20 protein-coding genes are annotated in these 18,817 nt (G+C 55.6%); 19 read left to right on the forward strand and 1 reads right to left on the reverse strand.

From position 1 onward, the window contains the following. Complete coding sequence (locus ACR02O_RS15140; protein WP_458137601.1) at window positions 1–876, forward strand: helix-turn-helix transcriptional regulator; 876 nt, start codon at window positions 1–3, stop codon at window positions 874–876. A gap of 10 nt (window positions 877–886) precedes the next feature. On the opposite strand, the gene ACR02O_RS15145 is transcribed toward ACR02O_RS15140, so the two are convergent. Further along, window positions 887–1,789 carry a LysR family transcriptional regulator gene (locus ACR02O_RS15145; protein ID WP_458137602.1) on the reverse strand — a complete coding sequence of 301 codons (903 nt, stop codon included), beginning with the start codon at window positions 1,787–1,789 and terminating at the stop codon, window positions 887–889. Window positions 1,790–1,922: 133 nt separating this feature from the next. Between ACR02O_RS15145 and ACR02O_RS15150 the strand changes: the two genes are divergently transcribed. The 18 genes from ACR02O_RS15150 (at window position 1,923) to traN (ending at window position 18,804) form a co-directional block, all read left to right on the forward strand. Then, on the forward strand, window positions 1,923–2,468 hold the full coding sequence (locus ACR02O_RS15150) for a carboxymuconolactone decarboxylase family protein (RefSeq protein WP_458137603.1): 546 nt from the start codon (window positions 1,923–1,925) through the stop codon (window positions 2,466–2,468). Between the two features lie 146 nt (window positions 2,469–2,614). Further along, window positions 2,615–3,904: a pyridoxamine 5'-phosphate oxidase family protein gene (locus ACR02O_RS15155; protein ID WP_494521949.1), complete on the forward strand. Its 1,290-nt coding sequence runs from the start codon at window positions 2,615–2,617 to the stop codon at window positions 3,902–3,904. A gap of 15 nt (window positions 3,905–3,919) precedes the next feature. Further along, the gene (locus tag ACR02O_RS15160) at window positions 3,920–4,525 is read left to right on the forward strand and encodes a glutathione S-transferase family protein (protein ID WP_494521950.1); all 606 of its coding nucleotides are present in this window, start codon (window positions 3,920–3,922) and stop codon (window positions 4,523–4,525) included. 31 nt (window positions 4,526–4,556) lie between these two features. After that, a complete protein-coding gene (locus tag ACR02O_RS15165; protein WP_033159427.1) occupies window positions 4,557–5,030 on the forward strand; it encodes a nuclear transport factor 2 family protein in 474 nt (157 codons plus the stop codon). A gap of 196 nt (window positions 5,031–5,226) precedes the next feature. Further along, window positions 5,227–5,508: a type IV conjugative transfer system protein TraL gene (gene traL, locus ACR02O_RS15170; RefSeq protein WP_033159426.1), complete on the forward strand. Its 282-nt coding sequence runs from the start codon at window positions 5,227–5,229 to the stop codon at window positions 5,506–5,508. Next, window positions 5,505–6,116 carry a TraE/TraK family type IV conjugative transfer system protein gene (locus ACR02O_RS15175; protein WP_033159425.1) on the forward strand — a complete coding sequence of 204 codons (612 nt, stop codon included), beginning with the start codon at window positions 5,505–5,507 and terminating at the stop codon, window positions 6,114–6,116. The genes traL and ACR02O_RS15175 overlap by 4 nt, the downstream gene beginning before the upstream one ends. Beyond that, window positions 6,113–7,072, forward strand: coding sequence for a TraK protein (locus tag ACR02O_RS15180; protein ID WP_494521951.1), 960 nt, complete (start codon window positions 6,113–6,115; stop codon window positions 7,070–7,072). The genes ACR02O_RS15175 and ACR02O_RS15180 overlap by 4 nt, the downstream gene beginning before the upstream one ends. Beyond that, window positions 7,072–8,451, forward strand: a complete 1,380-nt coding sequence (locus ACR02O_RS15185; protein ID WP_494521952.1) for a TraB/VirB10 family protein — start codon at window positions 7,072–7,074, stop codon at window positions 8,449–8,451. Before ACR02O_RS15180 ends, ACR02O_RS15185 begins: the two co-directional genes overlap by 1 nt. Before the next feature lie 27 nt (window positions 8,452–8,478). Further along, on the forward strand, window positions 8,479–9,303 hold the full coding sequence (locus tag ACR02O_RS15190) for a DsbC family protein (RefSeq protein WP_494521953.1): 825 nt from the start codon (window positions 8,479–8,481) through the stop codon (window positions 9,301–9,303). Beyond that, complete coding sequence (locus ACR02O_RS15195; protein WP_494521954.1) at window positions 9,300–9,812, forward strand: TraV family lipoprotein; 513 nt, start codon at window positions 9,300–9,302, stop codon at window positions 9,810–9,812. Before ACR02O_RS15190 ends, ACR02O_RS15195 begins: the two co-directional genes overlap by 4 nt. Window positions 9,813–9,941: 129 nt before the next feature. Continuing rightward, a complete protein-coding gene (traA, locus tag ACR02O_RS15200) occupies window positions 9,942–10,241 on the forward strand; it encodes a TraA family conjugative transfer protein (RefSeq protein ID WP_026600538.1) in 300 nt (99 codons plus the stop codon). A gap of 13 nt (window positions 10,242–10,254) precedes the next feature. Further along, window positions 10,255–10,512 carry an RRXRR domain-containing protein gene (locus ACR02O_RS15205; protein ID WP_494521955.1) on the forward strand — a complete coding sequence of 86 codons (258 nt, stop codon included), beginning with the start codon at window positions 10,255–10,257 and terminating at the stop codon, window positions 10,510–10,512. Then, window positions 10,509–12,923 carry a type IV secretion system protein TraC gene (gene traC / locus ACR02O_RS15210; RefSeq protein ID WP_494521956.1) on the forward strand — a complete coding sequence of 805 codons (2,415 nt, stop codon included), beginning with the start codon at window positions 10,509–10,511 and terminating at the stop codon, window positions 12,921–12,923. Before ACR02O_RS15205 ends, traC begins: the two co-directional genes overlap by 4 nt. Continuing rightward, window positions 12,913–13,230 (forward strand): hypothetical protein, encoded by a 318-nt coding sequence (locus tag ACR02O_RS15215; RefSeq protein ID WP_101053600.1) that lies wholly within the window; start codon window positions 12,913–12,915, stop codon window positions 13,228–13,230. Before traC ends, ACR02O_RS15215 begins: the two co-directional genes overlap by 11 nt. After that, the gene (gene lepB, locus ACR02O_RS15220) at window positions 13,208–13,798 is read left to right on the forward strand and encodes a signal peptidase I (protein ID WP_240618072.1); all 591 of its coding nucleotides are present in this window, start codon (window positions 13,208–13,210) and stop codon (window positions 13,796–13,798) included. Before ACR02O_RS15215 ends, lepB begins: the two co-directional genes overlap by 23 nt. Beyond that, the gene (locus tag ACR02O_RS15225; protein ID WP_494521957.1) at window positions 13,785–14,993 is read left to right on the forward strand and encodes a TrbC family F-type conjugative pilus assembly protein; all 1,209 of its coding nucleotides are present in this window, start codon (window positions 13,785–13,787) and stop codon (window positions 14,991–14,993) included. Before lepB ends, ACR02O_RS15225 begins: the two co-directional genes overlap by 14 nt. Next, entirely contained in the window at window positions 14,990–16,021 is a 1,032-nt protein-coding gene (locus tag ACR02O_RS15230; RefSeq protein ID WP_336643898.1) for a TraU family protein, read from the forward strand. Before ACR02O_RS15225 ends, ACR02O_RS15230 begins: the two co-directional genes overlap by 4 nt. Next, a complete protein-coding gene (traN, locus tag ACR02O_RS15235; protein WP_494521958.1) occupies window positions 16,021–18,804 on the forward strand; it encodes a conjugal transfer mating pair stabilization protein TraN in 2,784 nt (927 codons plus the stop codon). Before ACR02O_RS15230 ends, traN begins: the two co-directional genes overlap by 1 nt. Window positions 18,805–18,817 lie beyond the last annotated feature (13 nt).

Genomic DNA, 18,817 nt, shown 5'->3' on the forward strand with positions numbered 1-18,817 from the left:
ATGGATGCCTTGACCCCGTTGATTAATGGATTGAATCTGCACGCCAAATTGGTCTATTCCGGTGGGGTGTGCGGGCGTTGGTTGATGGACCATAACTCGGACACCTCGGTATGGTTTCACTTGGTCAGCAAGGGACGCGGCTTTGTCCACTCGCCAAGTTGGTCGGAGCCGATGCCGCTGGATACCGGCGATTTGATTCTGTTTTTGCCGCATGCCGCGCGGCATTTTCTGTCGTATAGCGCCGAGGATTTACCGGATAACGATTGCGACACCCGAATGACCCCGTGGGCTGCAGGTGACGTGGGTTTCGTGTGCGGCGAAATCCAACTGGCTGCCCCAAAATCCCTGTTGTGGCAAGCGCTGCCTGCCGAAATCGTGATCCGGCAAAGCCAAGCTGGAATGATTCTGACGCGGTTACTCGAATTGGTGATTGGCGAAACCTCGGCGCCGCGTTTCGGCAGTGATTCAGTCGTGGAGCGCTTATGCGATAGTTTATTCGTCTTGGCGATTCGTCATTGCATCGAGCAAGATTTGGTGCGCGAGGGCGTGTTTGCCGCCATGCAGGACAAACGCCTGGCCAATGCGTTGACCCTGATCCATGAGTCTCCATGGCATGCCTGGACGCTCAGCGAACTATGCGCCAAGGCCGGCGTTTCCAAGTCGGTGTTATCGGAGAAATTTGCTGCCTTGATCGGCCATTCACCCATCGAATATCTGACGCTATGGCGCTTGCAAATCGCTGCTCACTGGTTAATGGAGCCGAATATGACCGTGGAGCGCGTGGCGGAAAAATGCGGTTACGAGTCGGTGCCGGCATTCAGCAAAGCCTTTAAACGTCACTTTGGCGTATCGCCCGGAACGTTCCGGAAAAGTTAACAACCGTTCGTCAATTCAAGGCCAATTCTGCCCGCAGCCTTTTAGCCATTAAATCGACGAACGAACGGATTTTGGCAGAGGAATGACGGCCTTCGCGGTGCAGGATATGCACGGGAACCGGCGGGCTTTCGTAGTCGCCCAGCACGATTTTCAGTTGGTCGGTGCGCAGCGGTTCGGCGATTTGATAGTTCAACAAACGGGTAATGCCCAGTCCAGCCATGGCGGCGCTGGCTGCCGAATCGTTGTCACTGACACTCAATACCGGTTGCAATTTGATCGTCTGCGCCTGCCCATCGTACTGAAAGCGTATTTCATTGTTCGGATTCAAGCCGCGCGCCAAGATGATTCGATGCTTGGCTAAATCTTCCGGCGTTTGCGGGATGCCATGTTCGGCCAGATACTCCGGCGAGGCACACGCTACCCGCCTAACCGAACCCACCCGCAACGCCCGGTACGACGAATCGGGCAAATCGCCGATGCGTATCGCCACATCCACACCTTCCTCCAGCATGTTGACTACCCGGTCGACGAACAAGGCGTTGACTTCCACCGTCGGATAGCGGCGTAAATACTCGACAATGCCCGGCATGATGAACAAACGCCCAAACAATACCGAGGCAGTCAGTGTGAGTTGGCCACGCGGTTCGGCGTTGATGCCCAGCGCCGCATCGTCGGCTTCGTCGGCCAAGGCGATGACGCGCTTGCTGTCTTCGTAATATTTCTGGCCGGCCTCGGTCATCCGCACATAGCGGGTGGTACGGTTCAGCAACTTAACCCCCAATCGCTCCTCCAAAGCCGCTACTGCCCGCGTCACGGCGGGTGGCGACATTTGTAGCTTGCGCGCGCCGCCGGCAAAGCCTTCGGCTTCGACTACTGCCACATACACGTTCATCAAATGCAATCTGTCCATCATTAATTCCACTTGTCGGAATAGTTAATTAAATATTTTAGATATTCTTTATTATTTCGCAATAGATCACACTGTACCCGCCTGTTGAATTTCATTCAGGCAAACGAAAACCCCTTTCATTTTTTGGAGAAATATCATGAGCCGTATTACCACCATCAGCAACGAAACAGCCAACATCGAACAACGTGCCCTGTTTGAAGCCATCCAGGATCAACTGGGTATGGTGCCTAATTTCTTGCGCGTGTTTGCCCACTCGCCAGATGCCTTGAAGGCCTTCCTCGGCTTGCATCACATCGCCAATCATGGTTCTCTGGATGCCAGTACCCGCGAACGTATCGCGTTAGCGTTGGCGCAGCAGAATCAATGTGAATACTGTCTGTCTGCCCATACCGCCATCGGCCGCAAAGCCGGCTTGAATGGGGCGGAAATCGAAGCCAACCGAGCCGGCACCAGTCAAGATGCCAAAGCGGCGGTGGCGGTCAAATTCGCCCGCGCCCTGGTTGAGCATAAGGGCGAGGTGACCAATACCGAACTGCAAGCGATGCGTGACGCCGGTTTTAGTGAGGCTGACATCGTCGAGGTGATTACCCATGTCGGCATGAATATCCTGACCAATATCTTGGGCAAAGCCAGCCGGGTTGACATTGACTTTCCGAAAGTCACGTTAAAACAAGCCGCCTAAACCCTAACCGGGCTAAGCGCAAAGATAGCGTTTGGCCCGATTTATTCCGCTAAATGGAATAAGGTATTGCCAATAATGACTATTCAATACGATGGATGATTGTGCCAGAGTAGCCGTCAATATTTCACCCGTCCGGAGTAAAGACCATGGCCCGTGCGTTTGCCAAGATCAGCTTCACCCCTAACGTCCAAGCGGTACAAGCCGAAATGGGCAGTCGCACGGCTTACCGGTCAGTCGAACTCGGCGACACCGAAACGGTGGCGTTGAGCGAGTTCGAACAAGCCTTCATCGCCGAACGCGACAGCTTTTATCAAGCCACCGTGAGTCAGAGCGGTTGGCCATACGTTCAGCACCGCGGCGGGCCGGCTGGGTTCTTGAAAGTGTTGGACGAACAAACCATCGGATATGCCGATTTCAGCGGCAACCGCCAATACCTTTCGGTCGGCAATTTACGCGGCGACGACCGGATGAGCCTGTTGCTGATGGACTACCCCGGACGGCAACGTCTGAAAATCTGGGGCCGAGCGCGAGTGGTCCACGAACTTAACGAGCCGGAATTATTGTCCAAGCTGGAATTACCCGACTTTCGCGCTCCAGTGGAACGCGGCATCGTGATTCGAGTCGAGGCCTTCGATTGGAATTGCCCGAAATACATTACCCCGCGTTACAGCCAACGCGAAGTCGAAGCACTGTTGGAGCAAACCCGGCGGCTGCAACAAACCTATACGGCAGCACCGCAAACACCCGTCGTGTTGGGAAATGGCACATTGCCCTTGACCATCAGCGGGATTCGTCAATTAACGCCAAGCATTCGCGCCTACGAATTGCGCCATGCCGATGGCGGGCCATTGCCCGCTTACCAAGCCGGCGCCCATTTGCGCGTGCCGATCGCGCTGCCCGACGGTACGATCACCAGTCGGGCCTATTCGCTGACCGATGCACAGGACCAAAGGGATTGCTTCCACATCGCGGTGCTGCGGGTAGGAGACGGAGACGGGGGATCGCGCGCCTTACATGATGGCTGGCAACTCGGAACTAGAATCAACACTGATCTTCCGGAAAACTATTTTCCACTCCATGACGACGAACGCCCGGCGCTGTTGATTGCCGGCGGCATCGGCATCACCCCCATCAAAGCCATGGCCGAAACCTTGGCCGCACGGGGTACGCCATTTCAACTGCATTACACCGGTCGAGCGCCGCAGGAAATGGCATTCATCAAAGACTTGCAACGATGGTTTTCCGAGCGATGCCGGTTTTATTTCAGCCAAGCGCAAACCCCGACCCGGTTGGACGTTCCAAACATACTCAGTCATGCAACGGCCGATACCGTCATCTACGTCTGCGGCCCAACCCGCCTGATCGAAAGCGTGCGCCAATCAGCCCGCCAACTCGGCATCGCCGACGAACGGGTGCAATTTGAGAGTTTCATTTAACCGAAGGAGTCCAGCATGATCACCCTTTACGATATGGCGCTATCCGGCAACTGCCACAAAGTTCGCCTATTGCTCAGTTTACTGGGCTTGCCCTATCAAACCCAGCCAGTAGATTTGCGCGGCGGAGAGCAGCACGGCGCCGCGCATTTGCAACGCAACCCGTTCGGCCAGGTGCCGGTGCTGGACGACGACGGTCTGATCGTGCGCGACAGCCAAGCCATTTTGGTCTATTTGGCCAAGCGCTACGGCGGTGAAACTTGGTGGCCGGACGATGCCTATCAACTTGCGCAGTTCGCCGCTTGGCTATCGACCGCCGCCAATGAAATCTTCCACGGCCCTGCCAAGCTACGGGTACACCACAAATTCGGGAGTCCTATCGATACGGCAACAGCCCGGCAAACCGCCGACAAGATTCTGGACATTATCGACCGCCATCTGCAAAACCAAGACTGGCTGGTCGGCGACTCAGTTTCCATCGCCGACATTGCCGTCTATCCCTACTTGGCGCTGGCTCCGGAAGGCGGTTTAGACATCGGCGCCTACCCCAACATCATCGCCTGGTTCCAACGCCTTCGCGCATTGCCTGGTTATGTGGCGATGCCCGGTATGTGGCAAGCGTAACTCAATCACCTTTTCATCACGGAGAAATACTATGACCCAAGAAATCAAAGCCCCCGTCCCGCCGTTTACCGGTGAAACCGCCGCGCAGAAAGTGCGCATGGCCGAAGACGCCTGGAACTCGCGCGACCCGGACCGCGTCGTGCTGGTCTATACCGAAGACACGCTCTGGCGTAACCGCGCGGAATTTCCGCAAGGCCGCGAACAAGTCCGCGAATTTTTGCAGCGAAAATGGGCCAGGGAACTGGATTATCGCTTGATCAAGGAATTGTGGGCGTTTACCGACCACCGCATCGCCGTGCGTTTTGCCTACGAATGGCGCGATGATTCCGGCCAGTGGTTCCGCAGTTACGGCAACGAGAACTGGGAATTCAATCCGCAAGGTTTCATGCAACGGCGCTTTGCCAGCATCAACGATTTGCCGATCAAGGAAGAGCAGCGTTTGTTTCACTGGCCGCTGGGCCGGCGTCCCGATGACCATGCCAGTTTGAGCGATTTGGGCTTGTAAATGGCCGATTGACGGTGCGGTTAAAGCAAGTTTAGCCTCCTGGAGTTTTGCATCCGCGATCAAACTGAGGGACGATTAAGTGTAGATCGCTCAACCGGCCGTCAATTTTTAAAGCTGAGCGTAAATTCGTCGTCAGCTGCAAAAGCCCTTCTCAAATTCCCCTTCACAATAATGACCATCCCAACCGGAGGTCATTATGGAACCCGTTGCCATCCCCCAATCGATCGACGATCCGATCCATATTTTATTGTGGAGCGCCGACGAGATCGTACCCTTCATGGTCAGCATGCTCACCGGCATGTTGATCGACCAGTTCATTCCCGGCCTGGCGCTGGGGTTGATTGCGGTCAAGTTTTACCGGCGTTTCCGCGATAACCGACCTGACGGTTACACCTTACATGCGTTGTATTGGCTGGGTTTGTTGCCCAGTCGCGCGCAGACCATCCCCAATCCTTATATCCGCCAGTTTCTGCCATGAAATGGGCGGAGTTTCTGCAAACCTGGGACGGGCACGAGACCGAGAACCGGTTTAGCCGCGTCGTCATCATTGGATTGCTCGTCGTTTGTGTGACTACCTCGCTGGCCGCCTGGCGCACCGAACGTAGCATCATCCTGGTGCCGCCGACCTTGACCCAGGAAGTCGAAGTCACCCGCAGCCAGGCATCCAGTGAGTTCAAAGAGTCCTGGGGTTTATTCCTGGCCGAACTCCTCGGCAACACCACGCCGGCCAATGCCGATTTTCTGAAAACTGCGGTTGAGCCACTATTGGCGCCGGATATTTACCGCAGTGTCCTGGATGCCATGAGCGATCAAATCAAGGCCATCAAGATGGATCGGGTGGCAATCAGCTTCACGCCTCGTCATGTCGATTACGAAGCCGAAACCAATAAAGTCTTCGTCAGCGGCGAACTGAAAAGCCAAGGTCCCAGTTCCAAACCGGACGTGAAGCCTCGTACTTACGAATTCATCATCGTCATTAAAAACTATCGGCCCCGATTGGAATACATCGATGTGTATCCGGATACCCCCAGAACGCTGGCTCGTTTGAAATCTACGCAAGGCCAACCGCATGAGGCTCAACCATGAAACGATTATTGCACCCCTGGTTATTTCTTTGCTTCGCCAATGGTGCCTTGGCCGCCGGTGAGTTACCGGTGACGATATTACCACCGGTCACCACCGTGGCCGAAGAGTCACCCGCATCGCCATCACAGCCCGACTTTGGCATTGAGTTACCGCCGGTTGATGCCAGCGTCTTGAAAGCCGCCAAACAGCAAGCGGCAGCGTCAAACGCAGCATCAACCACATCAATCGGTCCCCAGCATATTGCGGTTAAACCCGGCATCAACGAACTGATGCCGATTGCGGTCGGCCACTTGAATCGGCTGGTCACGCCGTTCGAACATCCAGTGGTCACGACAACCAGTCAGGCGACAACCAGCACTAAAGACAAAATCGTTTACGTCGCTACCGCCGACGAAACGCCGGTGACCTTATACATCACCCCCGGCGACAACCAGGACATCGCGCTGTCGCTCACCCTGATTCCCAAACGCATTCCGGCACGGGAAATTCACCTTGATCTGGACAAGGACAGCTATCAGTTGCTGAATCAATGGCAGCGCGCCGATAGCGCGAGTCGGACTTCCAGCCAACAGGAACAAGCTTACATCAGCCAACTGAAAACGCTGTTTCGGGATTTGGGGTTGCAAAAGACCCCAGCGGGTTATTCGTTACGCGAACCCAAGCCGCAGGAACAAATTCGCTGCCTGCAAGACCGCGTGCAGATTAAAACCGGCCAAGTTTTGGAAAACCAGGACCGCTTAATTCTGGTGGGCCTTGCCCAGAATACCGGTGGCGACATGCTCGAGTTCGATGAACGCAGTTGCGCAACCACTCAACAGGACGTGCTTGCCGTATCGGTTTGGCCAAACGTGGTGTTGAAACCGCAAGAAGCCACCGAGCTGTATGTCGTGGTCCGACAGGCGCCTGAAGCGTCAACCAGTTTGCGACCTTCGTTACTGGGTGGAGGCCAACCTTAATGGCCAACGTCGAGTCCTGGTGGACACGCTTGAGTCCGGCCGCCAAACGCAATCTGGCCGTCGGTGGCATCGGTACCGTGGTTTTAGCGGTCATCATCGCATTGGCCACCGTTACCCCGGAAGTCAGCAAACCGCTCAGCAAACAAGCCACTATCCAACACATCCTGACCGATAGCGATCCTCGCTCGCTGGGTATCGACGGCATTTCCGCGCAATTGCGTGATCTGCTGCAGAAGAACGACGAGCAAGCCCGCAGGCTAGTGGCTATCGAAGAACAGCAGCGCCGGGAACAGCAATCCGATGAAATCCGCTTCAAACAATGGACGGCAGCAGAACGCGAAGCCTATGAGGCCAAGCTACAAGCCGTCACTGGTGAAGTCGAGTCGTTGAAGAACAAAGCGTCTACACCCGCAGTGGCTGGCAACCCCGGCGACGTCAGTCAAACCACCTTGGAGCCAACGACACAGGGAAGACCCTACAACCGCCGTCCGAGTAATACACCATTCGACAATGGCCAGGACGATCTCAACCGCGTCTTCGAGCAAGCGGCTATTCCTGGACCAACACCCGGCAATAACGGCGTCTCGGGAGGACGGGCGAATAACCAAGCGCCGGCGGCGATGCAGATTCGCGTCATCCAGGAAGGCGCTGAGCAATCCAATGGTAAAGACAAAGACGCAGTGCCGACCTCTGACCGAGGCCGCTCGAACCGCGATCAGGCCAGCAACGACGTGTTCATCCCGGCCGGCAGCATTTTGACCGGCGTGTTACTGAACGGCCTCGATGCCCCGACCGGCAAAAAAGCCAAGAAAGAACCGATGCCGGTACTGTTCCGGATAAAGAAGGAAGCCATCTTGCCTAATCACTTCCATGCCGATGTGCGGGAGTGTTTTTTGCTGGCTGCGGGTTTTGGCGACCTGAGTGCCGAGCGCGCCTATTTTCGCGGCGAGACCTTTTCCTGCGTACGCCAGGACGGTGGTGTGATCGAAGTACCGATGAATGCCTACGCGACCGGCGAAGACGGCAAAAACGGGGTGCGTGGCCGCGTGGTTTCCAAACAAGGTGCGCTGCTCGCCCAATCCATGATGGCCGGCTTCCTGCGCGGATTTTCCGATGCCTTTGGCCGCAACCAGATTCCAGTGTTGATGACCGGCGGTCTGGGGGCGCTATCCGGTACCACGCCATTCCAAAGTGCCTTTTCATCGCAGTCGATGGAAGGCGGTGCCCTGAAAGGCGCCGGTTACGCCATGGAACGCTTGTCGCATTTTTACATGGATATGACCGAGGAGATTTACCCGGTCATCGAAGTCGACGCCACCCGCCAGGTCAACTTCATCGTGCAAAAAGGCACGGCACTGAAGCTGAAGACGCCGAGCTGATTCCTTAATCCAAACCCAAAGGTCGTTATGACGCTACGCCAAATTTCTTTATTGATAACCACGTTACTCGGTACATCCATCGCCATGGCCGCCAATCCGCAAAAGCCTGCGGTCACGGATATTGCCGCCGGTTTGCTCTCGATCAAAATCGACGGCATGCAAGACTTGCCGATCTCGGGCCTGAAAATGGTCAAAACCGGCGATCAAACCGTGTTTATTTCCAGTAATGGCCGCTTTGCCTTTTACGGCGGCAAATTGATGGACATCTGGACCCAGCAGGAAATCAAGGCACTGGCGGATATCGACAAAATCGCCAACCGTATCGATCTGTCGCGAATGAAGCTCAAGGCCGATGATCTGGGTGCGGTGACCGTCGGCCACGGCAAAGGCCAGGTGCTGGTATTCATCGATCCGCGTTGCCCATACTGCGGCAAGGTCATGAAAGACCTGCAAGCCTTGCAAGACCAATACACCTTCAAACTGGTGATGGTCCCCATCCTCGGCCCGGAATCGCAAAACCTCGTCGTGCATCTGGCGTGTCAGTTAGGCGCGAGCGATACCAGAACCAAAGATGCTGTGCGCGACCGACTGTTGAAACAGGATTACGCGGGCTTGCCGACCGAACCACCGGTTCAGTGCAACAAAGAGCCGCTGCAAAAAGCCGTGGTCACCGCCAAGTTATTCGATTTGAAGGGTGTGCCATTTCTGATTGCTCCTGACGGTCGTACCCACAGTGGCGCACCCGAGGTGTTAGCCGATTGGTTGGCGGACAAACCTAAACCGTCGCCCAGTCTGGCAACAACGCCCGATACAAACGCACAGAACACAAACGCCACGGAGAAAAAGCCATGAAACGCTTTCATCAGTTTTCTATTTATAGACTCAGTGTACTGCTGATCGCCATCACCACCGGCTGCGCCACCGACTACGGCTGTAAAGGCATGCCGGACGAACCCAGCTGTCTGTCGACGACGCAGGCCTACCAGGTGACCAATACGGCGATAACCGAAGCGCCTCCCGAAACCAGCCACGAATCAGAGACAATGTCAAAACCGGCACTCGCACCACCGTTACAACAACCCGTGCCCAAGATCGAAGATCCCACGCCGATTCGGACGCCATCCCAGGTGATGCGCATCTGGATCGCGCCTTGGGAAGATGCCGAGGGCGATTTGATGGTGTCCAACTACGTCTACACCGAACTGGAACCCCGGCGTTGGATGATCGGCAAGGCGGCTTCGACAGCCAGTTCGTCGTTGATTCCTTTACAAGTCGAGCAACGCCCACCGGAGAAACGATCCAGCGTCGATACCCCTGAAGACGAGAGTCCGGTAAATCGATTAGGCAAACAATTGCCCTGATCCTTGATCCCATTTCACCGCAGGTCACACCCCCTGCGAGAGCGAGCGGGCAACCGCTTAACACACGCCGGACTGAACGTCCGAGATTCAACGGGCAACCGTCTTTTAACCTTAACGAGGACATTTTTGATGAAAACATCGTATCGAACCGGGGTACTGGTGACCCTGGCATCGCTATTTTTTATGTTGATGGCATCCGACGCCATGGCCGGTGCCGGCGGTACCGAGTTCAACAACGTCTGGACCTTGCTGACCGGCTGGGTGGAAGGCTTGCTCGGCCGCATCATCGCCATCGTGTTCGTCATCGTCGGCCTGGTCGCCGGTGTCGTGCGTGGCAGCATCATGGGCTTTGTGCTGGGAATTGCCAGCGGGGTCGGCCTGTTTGCGGCACCGACCATTATCACCAACATCGTGACGGCCACGATTTAGGCCTGGAATAACGATGACCGGTTCAACTATTGATACCGAGAAAGCGGCGGGCAACCGCCGCCCTTGCACATTGGCGAAGGATAAGCGGACCGTCAAGGTCCAAGCCGCCAATTGTCAGCCGATCAACCCCTGTCATCCGGCTAGAGCACGGCAGTTGAAACGCAAAAAGTGTGCGGTTCGCGTTTGTCGACATCCCTTTACGATTCGCCTGCATGCCGAGCATCAAACCGAAGCCATGCAACACCTGTATTTCGAGGATCAGACCCCATGACCACCGCGCAACGCCAACGTGCCGATCAGTTATTCACGGTACTGGCTTATGAATATGACCATCATCTGTTCTTGATGGCCGATAGCAGCATTGGCTTTGGTTTTCTGTGCCGGCCGATGACAGGTGCCGACGCCAGCGTGTCGGCGAGGGTCAATGTGTTGCTCAATCAGGACTGGCCGACTGACACCTTGTTGCAGATCAGCCTCTGGACTTCGCCGGACATCGAGGAAGCGCTGGCGATCATGCAGACCCGGCGTTTGAAGCAGCAAAAGCCGACCTATAAAACCATGACCCAGGCCAGCGTTGATTTTTTGCGGCGCGGCACGACCAAGGCGCCGGAAGCAATTTCGGGGGCACGCCTACGGCGCAGCCACATTCTGGTCACGGTCAAACTACCGATGGCATCCCCCCGACCGAGTGAAGCTGACATCCGCCGGGCCAGCGAATTGCAACTCGCTACCCAGCAGTCGCTGTCGACTATCGGTTTGTATCCCGAAATATTGGGCGCCGATCAGTATGTGCGTATCGTGAATACGCTACTCAACTGGCAGCCCGATGCCGGCTGGAAAGACCGGGTGGTACCCGAGTGCGATCCGACCCAACTGATTCGTGATCAGTTATTGGATTACGACAACGCCATTCGAACCGACGAGAAAGGCATTTGGCTTGGGTCAAAACGCGTCAAAACCTTGTCCGCCAAACGCACCCCCGATCATTTTTATTTCGGCAGTGCCAAAAGTTACTTGGGCGATATTCTCTCCGGTACTCGTGGCATCCGCCAGAATACTTTGCTCAGCCTGACCTTGCATTATCCCGATGCCGAATCAACCCGCACTCGACAGGAAGGCGTACGGCAATTCATCACCAATCAGGTCAATACGCCGATTGCCCGTTTTTTACCGGTGCTGGTCCAACGCAAACACCATTTCGACGTGTTGTTCGACGCGTACCGCGACGGTGACCGACCGATTCGGGCTTATTTCGGGGTGCTGCTGTTCTGTGACGAAGCCGAAGAAGCGGCGGCCGTTTCGAATGCGCGGGTTTATTTTCGGGAGCTGGGTTTTCAGCTACTGGAAGACAAGTATTTCTGCCTGCCATTTTTCCTGAATTGTTTGCCGTTTGGTCCCGAGCGTTCGGCGATTGCCGATCTCAAACGCTACCGCACCCTGGCCACGCGGCATGCGATTCCGTTATTGCCACTGTTCGGCGACTGGGCCGGCACCGGCACGCCGACCTTGAATTTCGTCTCGCGCAACAGCGAACACATGGCGGTGTCGCTATTCGATACCACCGGCAACTACAACCTGAGTATCGCTGCCGAATCCGGTAAAGGCAAATCCTTTCTGACCAACGAGATCATCGTCAGCTACCTGACCGAGGGCGCACAAATCTGGGCGATCGATGTGGGTCGCTCTTATGAAAACCTCTGCGAGGTACTGGAAGGCGATTTCGTCAAATTCACCCACGGTTCCAGCATCTGCATGAACCCCTTCGAGATCGTGCAGAACTTCGAGGAAGAAGCGGATATGTTAGCCGGTTTGGTCAGCCAGATGGCTGCGCCGACCGAGAAACTGACCGATTTTCAAACCGCCGGTCTGAAACGCATCCTGAAACAGCTGTGGACTGAAAAGGCACAGGCCATGTCCGTTGACGACATTGCCCGGCAGCTCTGCGCCGAAGCCGATCAACGATTGAAAGATGTCGGCGAGCAGCTGTTTCCCTTCACCACCCGCGGCGAATACGGCCGCTACTTCAATGGCCACAACAACGCCAAGTTCACCAATGACTTTACCGTACTGGAACTGGAAGAACTCAAAGGCCGTAAGCATCTTCAACAGGTCGTATTGCTGCAGCTGATCTATCAAATCCAACAGGAAATGTATCTCGGTGAACGCAACCGGCCCAAGATCGTCATCATCGACGAAGCCTGGGATTTGCTCACCGAAGGCGATGTGGCCAAGTTCATGGAACACGGCTACCGGCGGTTTCGCAAATACGGCGGCGCGGCGGTGACGATTACCCAGTCGGTCAACGACTTGTACCGCAATGCCGCCGGTCGGGCCATCGTCGAGAACTCGGCGAATATGTATCTGCTCGGCCAGAAAGCCGAAGTCATCGAAGGCATGAAGCAGGATCGACGCTTGCCGTTGTCGGACGGCGGCTACGAACTCCTCAAAACCGTGCATACCTTGCCGGGCGCCTATTCCGAGATTTTCTTCATCACCGAGATGGGTTCCGGTATTGGTCGGCTGATCGTCGATCCTTACAAACGTATTTTGTTTTCCACCAAACCCGAAGACGTCAACGCCTTGAAACAGTTACGCCGGCAAGGTTTGAGTCTGGGTGATGCCATTCAACAACTCATCGACAGCCGCAGCAGCAAACCCAGGGAGACTGGTTATGGATCCTAAATCGCAATGGCTCAGCACCGTTTTCATCGCAGCCTGTCTGGGTGGCATCAGCGGTTGGCTAGCTGCTCAACAGCAATTACAACAGCCCTTGGCGCGCCTGAGTCTGGTCACGCCAGTGTTCGTACTTGACCGGGGCAAGTTAATTCAATCGATACCGCCCAATGCCAGCCAGGAGCAAATGGCCAAAATAGTCGATGACTGGCAGGGTCAAGCCAAGAAACTCAGTGATGCGGGTTATCTGGTCATCGATTCAACGGCGGTGGTGGCTGCCCCGGCGGATGTTTATGTTCAGCATCACACCCGGTGAGTCTATGCAATCCAATCATTCAAACCTCGCCACCACCAAGACAACCAAAACCAGGCAGAGACCCTATCAAACCCGAGCGGCATTACGGCGATTCATCGGGAAAGCTTTACCGATTTTGTTGCTGGTGCTGGTCGTTGAACGCTATATCGGTCAACGCTTTCTGATCGGCGGCGACGATCAAGTCAATCGCTGTCTGCCGGACAAATGGGTGTACCTGATCGACACTCATAACAAGGATATCTGGCGTGGCGATTTGATTGCCTTTCGCGCCGAGCGCATGGCACCGTTTTTCAAGGATGGCCAGATCATCGTCAAAATCGCCGCCGGTGTTACAGGTGACACCATCCACGTCGATCCGCAGCACACCTCAATCAACGGTGAACGGATCATCGACGGGCTGCCTTTGACGGAGAAACTCAAAAAGCCGACGACACAATTCAAACGTCATGAAACCATTCCACCTGCAGCCTATTGGGTCACGGGGCAAACCGACAAAAGCTTCGATTCACGATACTGGGGCTATGTCTACGACCATCAAGTGATTGGACGGGCCTATGCGTTGTTTTGATCTTCCCCAAAAGCCTTGGCGTCAATCGGTGGTCTGTTTGCTCTGTTGGTTCGGTGTGCAAGCGGTTCAGGCGGAGGAAGCGTGGCTGCAACGCTCTCAGGCTATTTTGAAAGCCTTAGAAGGCCAGTCCCGACCCGACTGGTTAAATGGCCAATCCGAACAGTTGGACATAAAACGCCAGGCGCAACAAATCCTGGAGTCTTCACAAGCGATTCGGGCAGAGGCGCTATCGACAAGCCCGACAAAATTAGCGAGCGGTCTGCCAACAACGCCTTCAAACAAATCAGTCACGCAATTGTTTGTGTCCTTCTCGCTGGGTGAGTCCGCGCTGAAAGGCATCTTTGAAGAAGTCGCAGGCCGAGACGATGTGTTGCTGGTGTTTCGCGGTCCAAAGCCCGGCCAAAAACTACCGGCGTTGATGGCCGACCTCAAACGCTTGCTGAAAGGCATCGAGCCGCTGCCCAACATCGTCATCGACCCCACCCGCTTTCAACGCTGGTCGGTGGCCTCCGTGCCGGACATCATCGTCGAACAGGAAGGTAAAGCCCGGCTGCACGTTCGAGGTGTCAGCAGCCTGCCCTGGCTGGACGAACAAATCAAAGCCGGCAAACAGGGTGATTTGGGAACCTTGGGCGATGTCGGCGAGATTGCTGAAATCGACTTGCTCGAAGAGATCAAACGCCGGATGGCGGCCATCGACTGGAAACAAAAGCAACGACAAGCGATTGAGAGATTTTGGGGACAACAAAAATTCGAAGACTTACCCACGGCTCAGGCCGATCGTGAACGGATCGTAGATCTGACCATCACCGCCCCGCGCGATCTGACGGCACCCAATGGACAGCTGATCATCCGAGCCGGACAAACCGTCAATCCGTTGGACAAGATGCCGTTTGGCTTATGCCTGAAGGTATTCGATGCCACGGTGCCGGCTCAAGTCGAGTTGATTCAGTGTCAGTCCTGCCAGAATAAACAGGCTCGGGTGATGTATCTGGCCACGGCTCTGCCGCGCCAGTCCGGGTGGGATAGTTTGCAGCGTTTGGAAACTGCGCTTCAGGCACCGGTGTATTTATTGACACCGGATGTGCGCAGCCGCTTTCAATTACAGCAGGTACCGGCGATTGTCGAACAAGTCGGTAACCAGTTAGTGGTTCGTGAACGAAAACTGCCTGCCTCAACAGGAGAGCGGTCATGAATCTGTGGATTTTGCCTTGGACTTTGGGAGTGTTGGTGACGTTGGCTACCCCGGTCTATTCCGAAACCACCACCAATAGCGTCGACCCATTGTGCTCGGACGCCGAGCTGTGGTCCGGCAACCTGATTACCGATATTTGTTGGAGCTGCTTGTTTCCGATTCGTGCAGCCGGGGCATCGTTGGGCGGCGGCAACGTACCGAGCATCGCCACCGACGAGAAGTTCTGTTTTTGCACCGATCCGATGGGCATTCCGGAGCTGGGCATGACCATGGGCCTTTGGAACCCGGCCCGGCTGATTGAGATTGTCCGCAATCCCTGGTGTTCACCGGCGCTGGGCGGACATAAATTCAGCGCCTCGAATGTGCGCTTAATCGCCACTACCGGCAAAGCCGATTTCGATGCCAGCGAAATGTCCTTTTTTAACTACCACTACTTTGCGTTTCCATTGACCATTTTGCTGGACCTATTCTGGGATGGTCGCTGCAACACTGATGGCTACCGGGATTTTGATTTGCTATATGTCTCGGAACTGGACCCGACCTGGAACAACGATTTATTGGCGTTCTTCACCAGTCTGGAAACAGCGTTATTTGCCAATCCGGTGGCCATTTCGGCTTGTGTCGCCGATGCTGCTGCGGCGGCGGCCGGTAATCCTTTGGATGCTTTGTTCTGGTGTGCAGGCGCCTGGGGTCACATGTATCCCTTATCCGGCGTTTCGCCGACCAGTTATGGCACCGATCCGCGCATCACCAGTCTATTGGCTACGCGGGCGACCGCCTCCTTGCACCGGCGCGGGCTGGCCTGGAAGACCTCGGGCAACGATGCTTTATGCGGTGGCTATATCTATCCCTTCATCCCCAAGTCGCAATACCGGCTATCGATGTTTTATCCAGTTGCCGAAACCGAGTCCAATCACGCCATTGGCGAAACCACCTTCAAGTGGGGTGCGGGACGTACCTATCCGGGGCCGGGTGAAGACCATCTTTACCTGCTGTGGCGTTGGCAGGACTGCTGCGTGGGGCTGTGATGACTGTCAGTGAGTTATTCGAACCGCAACATTGCTTGACGCAGACATTGTCTGCGATTTTGTGCGTGACGCTGGCCTGGACGCCGTTTGGCGTATCTTGGGCAGATGCGATTCAGGCAGCTGGGCGCAATGGCCAACAACTAGGTGAGCAAATCCTCGGCGATTTTGCCTTTCCGATTGATACCGGCAATGGCTCGCTGACCTTGAATCCGGGGACGGGTCACGAAAGCGCCATTTCGATCGGCACATTGTTTCCGGATACGAATAACACATCAACAACGACCAGCGATTTTGCCAATCTTTATGGTAACAACCCCGGCACGCTAGCGGCGGGTCTGGATGCACAGACCGCCCTGAACGGCGAAACCAGCTTCACCGGCGAAGCCTATCGCACCTTGATCGACAATGCCCACCAGTCGCATCCGGATTTACAAGCCGATCCGATCTGGCACAACGGCGATCAGGTAATCAGCGACTTCACGCCTTGGGCACAGTCGTTCTCGGACTGTACCACTGTGACCACGCAAACGGCGACTAGCCATTCAGTACAAATACCTGATTATCAATTGTGTCTGCGGCAACCAACCGTGCCGCAGAGTTGCACGGCGACGCATCAGGTCAGTGTCGTACCGTTACTCAGTTTTGTATCCGGTGACGGCGGCATATCCAATTGCGGGCCGGGCTGCATGGATTTGTATGTCGGTCGGGTCGGCGACAACTATTGGTCGTCCGGATGCGCGGTGTTTACCTGGCAAGTGACCTATAACGTCCTGCATCCGGAAGCGATTGTCAGCGCTACATTGGAGGACGTGGAGTTCGACGACCATGCTCGGGTGTATTACGGCGGCAACCTGATTTATACCGGTTCCACCGGCTGGGGCGGCGCTTGCGAGCTCAGCAATAGCTGGGTCGATCATCCCAATCGCGACGTCACCTACGCCTTCAACAGCGCGGGCAATAAAGTCTTCAAACAAGACACGATGGTCGGCGGTAATGGCGAGGGCTATTCGCGAATACGACTGCGTTATGACTTGTCGAAACTGATCACCCAGGACGAATGGAGCTGGAGTGGGCCGAATTGCCAAAACTTGGCCAATGCGATCACCGACGGCATTTGCCAGGCTGGCAGCCAATTGAGTTGTACGAACGATCCCGCCAATACCTCGGGTTGTTACGTCGATCCCACTTCGCAAGTCATGGTCTGCGGTACGGATTTGTCACAAGCCCCGGTGGCAAGTTCGTCAGGGATTCGTAATACCTGTATGAATATCCAAGCCGCCGGAAACTGCGATTTGAATCAGTACGGCCAATGTTGGACCGATACCGCCGGCACCCATTGTCTGGAGCCGCCGGCGAACGGCGTGCCCCAAAAAACCTGCGTTTCGTTAGAAACCCAAGGCTGCTCGTTCATCAAAAGCCAATGTACCAGTGTACTCGCCTCAGGTACCTGTTGGGACAGCGTCGATACCTACGACTGCGGACAAACCGTTGGCATTCCCGGCATTCAAAGCAATACTCAACAGCAATGCGCCGGGCCGATCCGCTGCATGGGCGAAGACTGCATCAGCGTGAATCGCACGCAAAGCCAGGATTTCACCAAGGCGGTGGCCTTACTCAACAGCGCCCAGCAAATGGCGATGGATTTGCATTGCGATTACGCCAATGCCGATCTGCAGCAAAAGGATCCGACCACCTGCCAGGTATTCCAAGGCAAGCCGGCCAGTTGCAAAATGGTCGGTGGCGCACTCAGTCTGGTCGATTGCTGCGAAACGCCCTCGGGTGCGATGGGACTGGGACGTTACATTGATTTATTGATCGCCACCAGTCAGATGGACAGCGCGGTGATGGCCATGGACAGTACCTCGGCGATTCGAGGCGCCTGGGAAACCATGCGTACCCCGTTCACGTTGGCCGGCGATGCCTGGAACAGTTTTCAGGCGGATTTTGCCTCGACAGTGAATGACTTGGTCGGCACCGACATGCTCAGCACTAGCGACATTGCCTCGCAAGGCTTGCTCGACTCGCTCAAAGGCGAATTGATGAAGTCGGTGGCGGAATGGATAGGCCAGACCTTTGGTGAAGCGGCCGGCAATGCGCTGTTCAGTGCCGGCGGCCAGGCGGCCTTCGATTCGGCGGGTAATCTCACACCTGCTGCGGAATCCGGTGGTGTCGAATTGGGCGGCGGTGCCGCGGTTGCCGGCGAACTGCTCAGCACCTTGATGACAGCCTATACGGTGGTGATGATCATCATCATGATCATCCAGATCGTCTATTCCTGCGAGGAACCGGAGTATGAACTGGCTGCCAAGAAACAACTGAAAGTCTGCACGGACCTCGGTACCTATTGCGAAAGCAAGGTAGCTGGCGTGTGTTGGGTGCGCAAGGAGAGCTATTGCTGCTATAACTCGCCGTTAGCGCGCATCCTCAACGAACAGATCAAACCGCAACTGGGCATGGATTTCGGTACGCCGGAAAGTCCGAGTTGCACCGGCATCAAAGTATCGGATCTGGACCGAGTGGACTGGACCCAAGTCAATCTCGACGAATGGTTGGCCATTCTGGCACAGACAGGGCATTTGCCGTCCGCCGCCAATGCCGCGTCCATGCTGAATCTCGATCAACTCACCGGGTCGGGTAGCCGACTCAATCCGCAGAAATACGGCGCAGCATCCAGCGGCAGGCAGGATACCTTAACTCGTACCCAAGGCCGGATGACCGATTTGGATGTCCCCTCGGTCAAACGGCAGTCTGAACTGGAAGGCTGGGGTATGGGGCCGCAATAATGAGGTCTATCCC

The sequence above is a fragment of the Methylomonas sp. PHL2-19 genome (assembly GCF_059331595.1).

Bases quoted from the DNA above. Each gene is read 5' to 3' on its own strand.
- traA (WP_026600538.1), top strand. From the start codon at position 9,942: ATGAAAACATCGTATCGAACCGGGGTACTGGTGACCCTGGCATCGCTA.
- ACR02O_RS15150 (WP_458137603.1), top strand. From the start codon at position 1,923: ATGAGCCGTATTACCACCATCAGCAACGAAACAGCCAACATCGAACAA.
- ACR02O_RS15175 (WP_033159425.1), top strand. From the start codon at position 5,505: ATGAAATGGGCGGAGTTTCTGCAAACCTGGGACGGGCACGAGACCGAG.
- traC (WP_494521956.1), top strand. From the start codon at position 10,509: ATGACCACCGCGCAACGCCAACGTGCCGATCAGTTATTCACGGTACTG.
- ACR02O_RS15205 (WP_494521955.1), top strand. From the start codon at position 10,255: ATGACCGGTTCAACTATTGATACCGAGAAAGCGGCGGGCAACCGCCGC.
- ACR02O_RS15230 (WP_336643898.1), top strand. From the start codon at position 14,990: ATGAATCTGTGGATTTTGCCTTGGACTTTGGGAGTGTTGGTGACGTTG.
- ACR02O_RS15140 (WP_458137601.1), top strand. From the start codon at position 1: ATGGATGCCTTGACCCCGTTGATTAATGGATTGAATCTGCACGCCAAA.
- ACR02O_RS15195 (WP_494521954.1), top strand. From the start codon at position 9,300: ATGAAACGCTTTCATCAGTTTTCTATTTATAGACTCAGTGTACTGCTG.
- ACR02O_RS15185 (WP_494521952.1), top strand. From the start codon at position 7,072: ATGGCCAACGTCGAGTCCTGGTGGACACGCTTGAGTCCGGCCGCCAAA.
- ACR02O_RS15155 (WP_494521949.1), top strand. From the start codon at position 2,615: ATGGCCCGTGCGTTTGCCAAGATCAGCTTCACCCCTAACGTCCAAGCG.
- ACR02O_RS15225 (WP_494521957.1), top strand. From the start codon at position 13,785: ATGCGTTGTTTTGATCTTCCCCAAAAGCCTTGGCGTCAATCGGTGGTC.
- lepB (WP_240618072.1), top strand. From the start codon at position 13,208: ATGTTCAGCATCACACCCGGTGAGTCTATGCAATCCAATCATTCAAAC.
- ACR02O_RS15190 (WP_494521953.1), top strand. From the start codon at position 8,479: ATGACGCTACGCCAAATTTCTTTATTGATAACCACGTTACTCGGTACA.
- ACR02O_RS15180 (WP_494521951.1), top strand. From the start codon at position 6,113: ATGAAACGATTATTGCACCCCTGGTTATTTCTTTGCTTCGCCAATGGT.
- ACR02O_RS15145 (WP_458137602.1), bottom strand. From the start codon at position 1,789: ATGATGGACAGATTGCATTTGATGAACGTGTATGTGGCAGTAGTCGAA.
- traL (WP_033159426.1), top strand. From the start codon at position 5,227: ATGGAACCCGTTGCCATCCCCCAATCGATCGACGATCCGATCCATATT.
- ACR02O_RS15160 (WP_494521950.1), top strand. From the start codon at position 3,920: ATGATCACCCTTTACGATATGGCGCTATCCGGCAACTGCCACAAAGTT.
- traN (WP_494521958.1), top strand. From the start codon at position 16,021: ATGACTGTCAGTGAGTTATTCGAACCGCAACATTGCTTGACGCAGACA.
- ACR02O_RS15165 (WP_033159427.1), top strand. From the start codon at position 4,557: ATGACCCAAGAAATCAAAGCCCCCGTCCCGCCGTTTACCGGTGAAACC.
- ACR02O_RS15215 (WP_101053600.1), top strand. From the start codon at position 12,913: ATGGATCCTAAATCGCAATGGCTCAGCACCGTTTTCATCGCAGCCTGT.